The sequence below is a fragment of the Pseudoalteromonas sp. ESRF-bin5 genome, assembly GCF_002632075.1.
GTDB lineage: Bacteria > Pseudomonadota > Gammaproteobacteria > Enterobacterales > Alteromonadaceae > Pseudoalteromonas > Pseudoalteromonas marina.
In genome coordinates this window covers 1-11,616 of sequence record NZ_NTLW01000155.1, presented here as the reverse complement: position 1 = coordinate 11,616, position 11,616 = coordinate 1, and the positions used below count along the sequence as shown (strand labels likewise).

11 protein-coding genes are annotated in these 11,616 nt (G+C 39.4%); 5 read left to right on the top strand and 6 right to left on the bottom strand.

Annotated features, from left to right (window positions below; all coding sequences use genetic code 11):
* Nucleotides 1-1,886: leucine--tRNA ligase (leuS, locus tag BCG07_RS08775; RefSeq protein ID WP_286889851.1), on the bottom strand; the 1,886-nt coding region annotated here is incomplete at its 3' end.
* Between the two features lie 290 nt (nucleotides 1,887-2,176).
* Between leuS and BCG07_RS08770 the strand changes: the two genes are divergently transcribed.
* The 3 genes from BCG07_RS08770 (at nucleotide 2,177) to bamJ (ending at nucleotide 5,630) form a co-directional block, all read left to right on the top strand.
* A complete protein-coding gene (locus BCG07_RS08770) occupies nucleotides 2,177-2,635 on the top strand; it encodes a zinc ribbon-containing protein (protein WP_243533084.1) in 459 nt (152 codons plus the stop codon).
* 77 nt (nucleotides 2,636-2,712) lie between these two features.
* The gene (locus BCG07_RS08765; RefSeq protein ID WP_243533086.1) at nucleotides 2,713-5,151 is read left to right on the top strand and encodes a Lon protease family protein; all 2,439 of its coding nucleotides are present in this window, start codon (nucleotides 2,713-2,715) and stop codon (nucleotides 5,149-5,151) included.
* Nucleotides 5,152-5,153: 2 nt separating this feature from the next.
* The gene (gene bamJ, locus BCG07_RS08760) at nucleotides 5,154-5,630 is read left to right on the top strand and encodes a BamJ family beta-barrel-assembly machinery protein (protein WP_243533088.1); all 477 of its coding nucleotides are present in this window, start codon (nucleotides 5,154-5,156) and stop codon (nucleotides 5,628-5,630) included.
* Between the two features lie 49 nt (nucleotides 5,631-5,679).
* Here the strand turns inward: bamJ and BCG07_RS08755 are convergent, their stop codons facing one another.
* Complete coding sequence (locus BCG07_RS08755; RefSeq protein WP_243533090.1) at nucleotides 5,680-6,204, bottom strand: CIA30 family protein; 525 nt, start codon at nucleotides 6,202-6,204, stop codon at nucleotides 5,680-5,682.
* Between the two features lie 325 nt (nucleotides 6,205-6,529).
* Between BCG07_RS08755 and BCG07_RS08750 the strand changes: the two genes are divergently transcribed.
* Together BCG07_RS08750 and BCG07_RS08745 are read left to right on the top strand one after the other, a co-directional pair.
* Nucleotides 6,530-7,543, top strand: coding sequence for an RDD family protein (locus BCG07_RS08750; protein WP_243533092.1), 1,014 nt, complete (start codon nucleotides 6,530-6,532; stop codon nucleotides 7,541-7,543).
* A gap of 40 nt (nucleotides 7,544-7,583) precedes the next feature.
* Nucleotides 7,584-8,444 carry an alpha/beta hydrolase gene (locus BCG07_RS08745; protein ID WP_502694053.1) on the top strand — a complete coding sequence of 287 codons (861 nt, stop codon included), beginning with the start codon at nucleotides 7,584-7,586 and terminating at the stop codon, nucleotides 8,442-8,444.
* A gap of 62 nt (nucleotides 8,445-8,506) precedes the next feature.
* On the opposite strand, the gene BCG07_RS08740 is transcribed toward BCG07_RS08745, so the two are convergent.
* The 4 genes from BCG07_RS08740 to lnt all read right to left on the bottom strand — a co-directional run.
* The gene (locus BCG07_RS08740) at nucleotides 8,507-9,181 is read right to left on the bottom strand and encodes a hypothetical protein (protein ID WP_006793408.1); all 675 of its coding nucleotides are present in this window, start codon (nucleotides 9,179-9,181) and stop codon (nucleotides 8,507-8,509) included.
* Nucleotides 9,178-9,921: a hypothetical protein gene (locus tag BCG07_RS08735; RefSeq protein WP_235420593.1), complete on the bottom strand. Its 744-nt coding sequence runs from the start codon at nucleotides 9,919-9,921 to the stop codon at nucleotides 9,178-9,180. The genes BCG07_RS08740 and BCG07_RS08735 overlap by 4 nt, the downstream gene beginning before the upstream one ends.
* Before the next feature lie 15 nt (nucleotides 9,922-9,936).
* Nucleotides 9,937-10,521, bottom strand: a complete 585-nt coding sequence (locus tag BCG07_RS08730) for a MalM family protein (protein WP_039036654.1) — start codon at nucleotides 10,519-10,521, stop codon at nucleotides 9,937-9,939.
* Between the two features lie 156 nt (nucleotides 10,522-10,677).
* Nucleotides 10,678-11,616 (bottom strand): apolipoprotein N-acyltransferase (gene lnt, locus BCG07_RS08725; RefSeq protein ID WP_286889846.1); only part of this gene is annotated, 939 nt, incomplete at its 5' end.

Below are 11,616 nucleotides of genomic sequence, written 5' to 3'. Positions count from 1 at the left end.
TTATTTTTAGACTTAGACATTTTGCTCATGCCTGAAGAAAATACTGGTTCGCCATCTTCCTTGTGCCATGCTTTAGTAACTCGACCTTTTTCGTCAGTTTCTGTTTCTACATCGCTTGGTGAAATCCAAATATCACCACCTTTCTCATCTTTACGATAGAACGTTTCAGCCAATACCATGCCTTGACATAGTAAGCGGTCAAATGGCTCGTCTGAATTTACTAAACCAAAGTCACGCAATAGTTTATGGAAAAAACGTGAGTACAATAAGTGTAAAATTGCGTGTTCAATACCACCTATGTATTGGTTTACAGGTAACCAATAGTTAGCGGCTGCTGGGTCTAACATGCCTTCGTCGTAACGTGGGCTGCAGTAACGTGCGTAATACCAAGACGATTCCATAAAAGTATCGAAGGTGTCAGTTTCGTGCGTAGCAGGTACGCCGTTAACTGTGGTTTTAGCCCAATTAGGGTCTGCTTTTATTGGTGATGTTACACCATTCATTACCACGTCTTCTGGTAAGCGAACGGGTAACATATCTTCTGTTGCAGCAAGCTCGTTGCCGTTTTCGTCGCTCAGCATTGGAATTGGAGAGCCCCAATAACGTTGGCGGCTAACACCCCAGTCACGTAAACGGAAGTTTACTTTACGCTCACCCACGCCTAGTGCTTCTAGTTTGTCGGCAATCGCATTAAACGCTGCTGAAAAGTCTAATCCGTCAAATTCGCCAGAGTTTACTAATACACCTTTTTCGGTGAATGCTTCTTGCGCTAGGTTTACTTCAAAGTCTGAGCCTTCAACAGGCGCAATAACTTGTTTAATATCTAGGCCGTATGCATTTGCAAACTCAAAGTCACGTTGGTCGTGTGCAGGTACTGCCATTACCGCGCCTGAGCCGTAATGCATAAGTACAAAGTTAGCCACCCAAATAGGCACTTGCTCGCCTGTTAATGGGTGAGTTGCGTAAAAGCCTGTTGCAATGCCTTTTTTCTCCATTGTTGCCATATCTGCTTCGGCTACTTTGGTGTTTTTGCATTCTTCAACAAACATTGCAATCGCATCGCTGTTTTTAGCGGCTTCTTGGGCAATAGGGTGGCCACCGGCAACGGCGAGATAAGTTACACCCATGAAAGTATCTGGGCGAGTGGTGTATACGCTAAACTTTTCGTTGTTATCGGTACGCGTAAATTCAATGTCTAAACCTTCAGAGCGGCCAATCCAATTGCGCTGCATGGTTTTAACTTGCTCAGGCCAGTCTTCTAATTTGTCTAAATCGTCTAAAAGCTCTTGTGCGTAGTCGGTAATCTTAATAAACCACTGTGGAATTTCTTTTTGCTCAACCACAGCGCCAGAGCGCCAACCGCGACCGTCAATAACTTGTTCGTTAGCAAGTACAGTTTGATCAACCGGATCCCAGTTAACCGTAGACATTTTTTTATACACTAGGCCTTTTTCGTAAAGCTTAGTGAAAAACCACTGCTCCCATTTGTAATACTCTGGGTGACAGGTAGCAATTTCGCGATCCCAATCGTAACCAAAACCTAATTGCTTAAGTTGGTCACGCATGTAATCAATGTTTTCGTAAGTCCACTTTGCAGGCGCTGTTTTATTTTTAATAGCGGCGTTTTCTGCTGGTAAACCAAACGCATCCCAACCCATAGGCTGCATTACGTTTTTGCCTTGCAGGCGCTGGAAACGAGAAACAACATCACCAATGGTGTAGTTACGCACATGACCCATATGCAGTCGACCACTCGGATAAGGGAACATAGAAAGACAGTAATATTTTTCTTTGCTCTCATCTTCAGTGACTTTAAATACTTGGTTTTCTTCCCAGTAGCTTTGTACTTTTGACTCTATATCTTGCGGGTTATATTGCTCTTGCATCTACGATTCCAGACTTCTTGCAAACTAATAAAAAATTGCCGATAGGATAACTCAAATAAAGCACTATTCACAGCGTCAAAAACACCGTTTTGCTAAATTGTAACCTTCATGTCAGGTTAACCTATACTTATCTATGTTAAACGTCAGGCGTGTTGACCTGTGTAGATTGAAATTTGCTCAGTTTAGGGTTTTCTAATCACAGTATAAAATGTCACTTAGTGGCCTGAGTAAAGATTCATAAATATTGCGTCAACCCAACTCGTTTATTAGCAATTTTGAAGGAGTACATAATGGCAGATTATAAAGCATGGCTTAGTGATTTAAGCGCGTGGCTAAAAGACATCAAAGATCATGAGGTAAAAGATGCGGTAACTCGTTTTGTTGAATCAGAGCAAGCACTTAAAAATTTAGGTGAGGAAAAGTATCAGCTCTACCGTAACTACTTAAAACGTGACGTAGAGCACCTTAGCGAGAACGATTCCCACTATAATTCGCTTGCATGGCAAGAGCTTAAAGAGTCTTTATGGTTTGAACTTTCACATATAGAAGACAAAACTCAGCTTGAATGGCAATCCTTAAACCAAGATTTTAAACATAATGGGGTGTATCACGCAGGTGAATGGATAGCCATGGGCACATTAGTATGTAAGAATTGCACTCATAGTTACGATGTTTATCACGCCACACAAATTTTACCGTGTATTGAGTGTGATGGAATCTATTTTAGTCGTAAGGCACTGCACCCTTAAGCATATGTATTAAGTGGCTGCTGGCCACTTAATACGCCCAAAAGCCAGCGATTATGCTGGTATATAAAGAAGTTAGAATGACGAAAAAACTGCTGCCACTACCTGTATCAACGCTTGCACCTAGTATTTCTGCTAATCACGTACTGACGTGCATGAATAATCCCTACCCAGAGCAACTCAATTTTATTGGGCAACAACGTGCACAAAGTGCGCTGGACTTTTCGCTGGGGATGGAATTACCTGGTTATAACGTTTACGTTATGGGCGAAGCCGCACATGGGCGTTACACACTCGTAAAGGACAAACTAAAACAACATGCCAAAGGCCGAGTAACCCCAAACGAATGGTTGTATGTTAATAACTACGACGACCATCGCGAGCCAATAGCATTGTTTATGCAGGCAGGACAAAGTAAGCAATTGAGTGACGACATAGACTCTTTTTTAGACGAAGTGCTCGACACGTTTCCAGCCGCATTTGATAACCCTGCTTATCAGCGAAAGAAAAAATCAATTGATCGTGAATTTAATGATGCTTACGACAGCGCAATTACCGCCGTTGAAGTGGCTGCGCTTGAGCAAAGCGTTGCACTTGTTGAAGAAAAAAGCTCAGTGGGCTTTGCACCACTTATAGATGGCAAGCAGTTGAGTGATAGCGAGTTTGCAGAACTTGAAGATGAACTTCGCGAAGCGTTTTTTGAGAAAATAGAAAAACTAGAAGATGCGTTAATTGAAGCTCTGATAGAGTTGCCGCGTTGGAAACGTGAATCAAAAGAAAAACTCCGCAACCTTAAAAAGTCAACCGCTGAGCAAGCAACTAAACCACTGTTAAAAGATTTAGAACATAAATACGCCACACATATTGGCGTGCTTCGCTATTTAAAAGACATACGTGTAGAAATTATAGATGCTGTACTTGAATGGCTAGACGATGAAGACGAAAACGAAGAAAATAAAGAAGACTTTGATCGTAAAGGCATGCTCACTGACTTTTTTGCACCCAATATTTTAGTCGAGTTTAAAGAAGACGATGCAGCTCCTGTGGTGTACGAGCCTAACCCTACCTTTGGTAATTTATTTGGCAAAATAGAGTATGCCACTTCACAAGGTACACTAATCACCAGCTACCGCTCAATTCAGCCCGGTGCATTACACCGTGCAAATGGCGGTTATTTGATAATGGATGCTGAAAAAGTAATGGCTAACCCACAGGTGTGGGATGGGCTAAAGTTATCGCTGAAAATGCACCAAATTAAAAATGACTTACCATATCAAGATAGTACAGTAGGCACGAGCTTTACGCTTCGCCCGCAATTGATCCCACTTGATGTAAAAATTATTTTATTAGGCTCGCGCGATTTGTATTACACCATAGGTGAATACGATGAAGAATTCGCAGAGCTATTCAGAGTTCTAGCTGATTTTGATTACTACTTACCAAGCAGTGATAAGTTACAGTATCAGTTTATTACTAAAGTGACAGAGTACTGCGAAAAAACGCTTAAGTGCACTACAACGCAAGCCGCTATGGTGAGATTGCTTAAATTTAGTTATCGCCAAGCTGAGCATCATAATAAGCTGTCAGCGCGTTTTGCTGATGTGTTAGAGCTGGTGGCTGAGGCAAGTTATTACGCAAAACAAGATAAGCTAACGGTTATTGATGCGCATCATATTGATGAAGCCATTGAGGGTAAGCAATACCGCACCGGTCAAATTAGTGAAAATATGCTTAGTGATATCAAAGAAGGCCATACGTTAATTGCTACAACCGGACAAGCCATTGGTAAAGTAAATGGCTTAACGGTACTGCACATTGGTGATACGTCGTTTGGTACACCGGCGCGAATTACTGCCACGGTATACGCCGGCGCTGATGGCGTAATAGACGTAGAGCGCGAAGCAGAACTGGGTAAAGCTATTCACTCTAAAGGCGTGATGTTACTTACTGGTTATTTAGGTAATAAATATGCTCAGCAATTTAGCCTTACGCTCAGTGCAAACATTGCAATAGAACAAAGCTATGGCTACATAGACGGCGATAGCGCCTCGTTGGCAGAGCTTTGCGCGTTAATTTCGGCTATTACAAGCTTACCAATAAGCCAATCAATTGCGCTTACCGGCTCTATAAACCAACATGGTGATGTACAAGCCATTGGTGGTGTAAACGAAAAAATAGAAGGCTTTTTTAAGCTGTGTAAAATGCGCGGCTTAACGGGTGAGCAAGGCGTCATTATTCCTAAGTCAAACCAAGTTAATTTGGTTTTAGACGACGAAATACTCAATGCAGTAGAGCAAGGTAAATTTAATATTTACGCAGTAGAGACGGTCGATCAGGCGCTAAATTTACTGATGGATATTGAAGCGGGCGAACTCATCGACGATGTATACCCTGAAAGTTCAGTAAACGGCATCGCACTTGCGCGTTTAAAAGAGATTGCTGATATTGTTAATGGCGATAACGACGACGATGCGGATGACGAGCTAGAAAACGAAAAACTAGAAGACGAGAAAAACTAATTATGATCAATATTATTTTGGCGGTTGTGATCGCTATTTTGTGTGTTTTAATATTTAAAAATAGTAAAAAGGCCAAGCAACAGGCGATTTCTAATGCGCAAATTGAAAGCGACTATTTAGTGGCTAACGCTAAAGTAGATGGTGTATTAGAAACTGCATCTGGCCTGCAATATAAAGTAATGCACAAAGGAGAAAACAGCAACACACCTAGCCCAACAAGTATGGTCAATGTGCATTACCACGGTACACTCATCGATGGAACTGTGTTTGATAGCTCAGTAGAGCGCAAGTCACCTATCAGCTTTGGTTTACACCAAGTTATTAAAGGGTGGACCGAGGGGTTACAGTTAATGAGCCCGGGAGACAAATTTCAGTTTTATATACCGCACCAATTGGCTTATGGCGAAAAGCGGGTAGGGAGCATTCCACCGGCATCACTGCTTATTTTTGAAGTAGAATTGCTTGCAATAGAGTCGTAAAGTTACTGTGTTTGCTCACTTTTAACCGATTAAAAGTGAGCATAACGTACTAACCTGCAAATTCAATGTGTGCTATTTCAAGCTTAAATTTTCCCGCCTGTTTTCCTGCAATCATAAAACCAAGTTGTCTAATATCACTAAAATCAATCACCGGTTGCTGCATTAGCGTACGACCACGAAAAGTAAGCGTAAAATCGCTTGCGGTAAAATTAATGTTAGTCCATTCATTTTCTATTGTTTTAAATGAGTATGTATACGCAGGTCCATCAAGGTAGTTAGATGTACGCAGCCTTAGTTGATACGTTTGACCGTCACCTTTAACACGTAAATGAATAGTATTTGCGTTTTGACCCTGTGTGTTGAGCTCAGTGCGGATAGAAGCAAACCCTCCGTTATTTTTAAGCGATACATTACCTTCAAATACCAATGCCTCTTTTGTATGGCTTACTTGGCTATTAGACACGCCCCCCATGACCGAATCGTTTACAACGTACCAACGCTGATTGGCGTTAACCTCTGCGCTTAGCAGCAAAGTATTAAATATAAAAAGAGAGGCTAATTGTTTAGTGGTCATTGGGTTGCTCCTAAAGGCTTTGATTAACTAATACGCTCACACATATAAATTGTTCACTTAACCTAAACTAATTTATTAATAACGCGCAGGGCTTGCTGGCTTTTAAGGATAAAATATGTGGAATCTAGGGTTATTTAGTCGCTGCGCAAAGTTTGTAACCTAGTGGACTAAATAAAAATCGAGTAAAGCTTCTGCGTCCCGCTCACCCTTTAACCTTCACCTTGAAGGCAACAAACAGTAAATAGCGCTTGTTTGAATTAGCTTGAGCAAAAAATAAAAAGCGCGTAAGTTAAACGCGTTACCTATTTTAATAACAAGAATTAAAATGAAAGCAAAAGAAGTAGAACAATTAGAATTATCTAAAACCGAAACTAGAGAAGTCATTACCCCTTATGCATTTAAGATTGATAACGCTCTGTTAGGCATACCTCTAGCAACACCTCTTAAACGAGCTTTAGCAATAGTAATAGATGTTGCCCTAATATTTGTAGCTGCAAAGCTTAGCGCCACCTTAATTGCGTTTGTTGCTGCTATGGCTTTTTATAAAGGCACTGCGCAGCAATACCTTCCTAAAATGTCCAGTGTATGGCGAAGAATATTAAAAATAATGGCAGCGAGTATTTTATTTGTAAGCGCTCTTGCTGTGCTTTCAATTGGCATAGACTACTTAGAAGACGATAACAGTGAAATCGGCTCAGTTATTCAAGGTGTAAAAATAGAAGACGAAATACAGCTTACTGAGTCAGAAAAACACCGAGTAAATGCCTATTTAATTAAAGTAGAAGACGAAAGGTGTGAGCAATCTTGCCAACAAAATGCGCTTGATAATTTAATAAGGCAAGTACCCAAGTTAGCAGAAATGGACGACCTTCAAAGCCCACAACTTGCTAGAGCGCTTTTACAATTATTAGTGCTCAGTGAAAATAACGAAATAAAGTCTGCACAGTTAATAGAAGAAAAACCTGCGCAAACAACTACAAACAGTATTTTGCAGTGGGGCAAAGGTATTATTCAAGACTTAGGCTTAGGTTTTGGGTGGGCTGCTGTTTACTTTACGCTATTTTCATTACTTTGGCGTGGCCAAACTCCCGGTAAGAAGGTGTGTAATATACGTGTTGTTGCCTTAAATGGCGAACCACTTGGTTTGCTTGATTGCTTTGGCCGCTACGGTGGTTATGGCGCGGGTTTTGCCACTGGGTTGCTAGGCTTTTTACAAGTATATTGGGACCCAAACAGGCAAGCCATTCAAGATAAAATATCAGCGACTGTGGTTATACAAGGTAGCGTGAAGCAAATTGTGAATATAGAAACAATAGAAGAAACCGTAAAAGCTAAATAATTAATAGTTATAGGTAATAGGTACGCTAGTGAAGTTTTTAATGTTGACGATTATCACTTTATTTTTTGCAATCAGTGCAAGTGCTTCCGAGTCATTTGTGTTAGCAAAGAATAACCATATTGAGTCTCGAATTTTAAAAGAGAGGCGATTTTATAGCGTTTACTTACCACCTAGTTATAGCCAAAATACTGATAAAACATACCCTGTAGTTTACTTACTTGATGGTGATAGCACACATTTAAAAGCAGTTGCAGGGTTGGTGGAAGCGCTAAGTACAGAGCGTTTAGAGCAGCAAATACAGCAAGCAATTATTGTAGCTATTCCTAACAGCCAAAACGCAATAAGAGAGCGCGACTTTACCCCAACCAATATTGACTGGACGTTTAACGGAAAATTATTAGAAAGGTTTGAAAATATCGGCAATGCCGCAAACTACAGTGCATTTTTTGAAAAAGAACTTATTCCACTGATTAATCAAAATTACCGCACATCAACTAAACGGGTATTAATTGGTGAGTCTTTTGGTGGCTTGTTTGCAAGTTACGTACTGTTGACTAATCACACATTATTTACAGATTACTTAATAATTGATGCTACCTACATTTGGGATAATAATTATTTAAACCGTTACTTTAAAAATAATCAACTTGAAAATAAAGAGATGGCAGGGAATGTGTATTTTACCTTTGCGAATAACGCCACAGCATTTGGTGATATAGGTAAAACAAATTATCAGTGGGGATTAGCGTTTGCAGATAAATTAAGGAATCACCCAAGTAAAAAATTAACAGTGAAACAGCGTTACTTTGAAAACGAAACACACGGTACCGTTGCTGCACTTAGCTGGTATTATGGATTGAGAAAATTACTTCAACAATCAGTTGTAATTGAGAATCGATAAAAACTATAAATTAAAGCCCAATAACTAGCTAAAGTTTTAGTTAATTATTGGGCGATCGAAGACTATTTTACTTTTGTATTTAACAAGACAATAGGAGTTAAAATATGCTTAAGTATTTGCTCATATTTATCGTTATCAGTTAAGTCAGGGGCATGTAGATCTAGGCCAACCTCATGAAAATTATTTTTTTCAACGTCATTATAATATTGTAAGGCGATACTAATTGCAGGCCTGAATTCGACTGAGTCTCTTGATCTTGTCAATACGTGCTGCTCAACACCATTCCAAGTTGCAGTGCCATCTACTATTTTAATTGAATTTTCTTTTGGGTGGATAACCAGCAAATTGCCAATATTTGGATACGTTTGCTTAATGCTGTTAAACGTAAATTGTATAGCTGCTTGCACTCGTTCTGATTCGAGTTTGCCTGTTTTTGTGTTAAAAGCACCGCCTTGTTCAATAATAAAGTTATCAAACATGGGTTGAACTTTAGGGTTTAGGTTAGTTAAGTTATATTTTTTTGAAAAGTTAATTACGTTATTATCAAATGCTTCTCTATAGAGTGCTTTGTTACCGGTATTGGCTGTTGGTAACCATATATAGGCTAGGTTACTATGTGTTGCCGGTTTAGCGATTGTAATTCCATTCGCTATCACTTTAGGGTCGCTATTGTATTGAAATAGTTTGCAACCGACTAAATTGAGTAAAACGATGATGACAACCATGTGTTTAATCATTTTTTCGTCTTCCAAGTGTCGATTGTTTTTAATGCGAACTGTAATGCACTATCCAATTTTGCAGGGTCTTTAAATAATTTATCGGCATCTTTCACAATAATTTCTTCATCACTGTTAAATTGTGCCACTAACTCAATACCCCCAGAGCCCATAGTTAAGAGTGTGTCTTTCTCATCTCTAATTCTGATATACACTCTGCTTCCTGGCACATAACCTTGTTCGTTTTGAAATAACGATACGAATATATCACCCCCATCGGCACCACCTTCAAGGTAAGACTCTTCTTGGCCATACCACTTGGCTACGTGGCCTAATAAAATACTGTTTGTAAAATGTGCGCGTACAGTATCAACACCTGCAAACACAAAAGCATTTACACCGAGGTTTGTTTTTGTAGTGGCAAGCGCTTCTTTCCAGAGTTCATTACGTAGGTTTTCATTTGCTTGTCCTGTAAGCGGGTCGTATAAGTTCTCAGCGTTATCTAATAATTGATTAAATACCGTATAAACTTCGCTGGCGTCTACTACTTTAAAACCACGCGCTTCAAGTGCTTTTTTTATTGGCGCTTTATAATGGTTTTTTAATTGTTTTTCAAAATAAGTGAGATCTTCTTCAACATAAAAACCGCCAAATCCAAGTACCTGATAATTTGCTTTTAGTTGTCCCGTATTCATGTAGTTGGGTGAGGATTTACATCCACTTAATATGACAAGGATAATAATGGTAAAAATATATCTCATAAAAACTCCTGAAAATTAAAGTAATTTGATACCAATTTTAGCGAACGATGTAAGGGTAAGTTGCCTATATTCACTTCCACCAACTTGTGAGCGCCAATTGATTGTTGTTTTTTTATTATTCAAACTGCTATCAGTATAAAAAATTAAGTATTTGGCTTCCTCTGGTAGAGTAAATTGAGTTTTGTAATATAGGTTACCAGCTAAATCTAATGTTGTTGGTAAACCATTTTCCCACGCCTCATAAGGTTTAAGGTGTTTTATAACCTGCTTTGATTTATCTAACAGTATTAACTCAGGGTAAACAAGCGTTGCTGTTTGAACAAATGCGCCATTGGCGTAACTAAAAACTTGAGCGAAGCGACTATTATTTGGTTTTTCAATTGCAATGAATGGGCTTTTGGCTTCATTAAAAATTCTAATAGGCTGGTTTTTCAAATCAAAAGAGGTCAGCTTGTTTATTTGCTGTGTTGCAAATGCAATGTCGCTTAAGTTGGTACAGCAGGCGGGATTACTTTTTAGCCTTGATAGGTCACTTTTAGCTGAATTAGCGCAGCCAAACAATAATATGACTAAGGTTGCTATGCTTATTACTTTTTTCATAAATATTTTAATTATTATTAGTATATTGATAGTAACTAATATGAAATAAGACTAAAACACATAAATTTATAATATGTAACTCAATGTAAATAAAATTAAATATGAATTGTTCACACAAGTTTATTCTCTAATTTGACCCATAAATATTGAGTACTTTTAGTTTTTAAATCGCATTAGAGTCCCACCAATCCCCAATAACGTCACAATTCCCCATACAAACACATTGCCATATTGGCTATACACACTATTACCTTGTATCAATTTTACATCGGCTTTTAATACAGCGGCTTCAAACTGTGGCATGGTTTGTTGTGTATTGCTTAGCGGGTCGTATACGGCGCTTACACCGTTGTTGGTAACACGTACCAGCGGGCGTTGTAACTCAAGGGCACGCATGCGGGCAATTTGCATGTGTTGCAATGGCCCAATTGATTGACCAAACCACGCGTCGTTACTGACAGTAAATAATATATCTGAGTTAGTTTTATAATTGCCACGTACTAAATCGGCAAATACTATTTCGAAACAAATAGCAGGGAGCAGATTAAAGCCATTGGCGCGCAAGTTGTTTTGTATTCTGTCGCCACGCGTAAACGACGACATAGGTAAATCAAACAAAGGCGCGATTGGGCGCAGAATATCTTGAAACGGTACAAATTCTCCAATCGGCAGTAACTGGTGTTTTTGATAGCGATTTTTACTGAGGTATTCATAATGGCCGTGCTCATCGCCGCGCTCTTTGTTACCCAACACTATAAGTGTATTAAATATGGTTTTAGTATCGATTTGGTAGTCAACAATGCCCGTAATAAGGGCGGTTTCATTAAATGAGGCTGCGCTATCTAGCCCAGCTAAGTAGCTGTCGGCAAGGGCTTCTATTTCAGGAACTGCGGCTTCAGGCCAAACAATTAAATCAGCATCCCAATGTGGGCGAGTCATATCTTGGTATTTGCTCATGGTGGTCCAAAACTCGCTAGGCTCAAAGCGAAGGTGCTGCTTTATATTGCCTTGTACTAGTAAAGTCGACATTGATTTACCTGAGTACTCAACGGTGTTTGTTGCACGCGAACCAATACACAAAACAGTAAATACAGT